At 52.6% G+C, this 742-nt stretch carries 1 protein-coding gene; it reads left to right on the top strand.

Annotation, left to right across the window (positions count from 1 at the left end; genetic code table 11):
• On the top strand, window positions 1–720 hold a 720-nt coding region (locus tag H8Z82_RS16965), incomplete at its 5' end, for a DUF4368 domain-containing protein (RefSeq protein WP_186995769.1).
• Window positions 721–742: the final 22 nt, after the last annotated feature.

The following is a 742-nucleotide window of genomic DNA, read 5'->3' as shown; positions in this document are numbered from 1 at the left end:
CAGGAGCTTCGCAAGCAGCGCAAACGCCCCAACCGCTATGATGAAGTAGGCTTGTTCTCCGGCATACTGTTCTGTGCAGACTGCGGCAGTGTGATGTATCAGCAGCGATACCAGACGGACAAGCGCAAGCAGGACTGTTATATCTGCGGCAACTACAAGAAACGCACCCATGACTGTACGGCGCACTTTATCCGCACCGACCTTTTGACCGCTGGTGTACTCTCCAATCTGCGGAAAGTGACCAGCTATGCGGCAAAGCATGAAGCCCGGTTTATGAAGCTCTTGATTGAGCAGAACGAGGACGGGGGCAAGCGCAGGAACGCCGCCAAGAAAAAGGAGCTGGAAGCCGCCGAGAAACGCATAGCCGAGTTATCCGCTATCTTCAAGCGGCTGTATGAGGACAGCGTGACCGGGCGCATATCAGACGAGCGTTTCACAGAACTGTCGGCAGACTATGAAGCAGAACAACGGGAGCTGAAAGAAAGAGCTGCTGCTATCCAAGCGGAGCTTTCCAAAGCACAGGAAGCCACCGTGAACGCAGAAAAGTTTATGAATGTTGTCCGGCGGCATACCAGCTTTGAAGAACTTACCCCTACTCTGCTGCGGGAGTTTGTAGAGAAAATCGTTGTGCATGAGTGCAGCTATGACGAGAACAAGACCCGCAGACAGGACATTGAGATTTATTATTCTTTTGTTGGCAAGGTGGACTTGCCCGAATAACCGCCCGACCTATCCGACACAA

The organism is Blautia difficilis (assembly GCF_014297245.1).
Classification (GTDB): domain Bacteria; phylum Bacillota; class Clostridia; order Lachnospirales; family Lachnospiraceae; genus Blautia_A; species Blautia_A difficilis.
The sequence above is the reverse complement of the archived record's forward strand: the minus strand, read 5'-3'. Positions and strand labels throughout refer to the sequence as shown.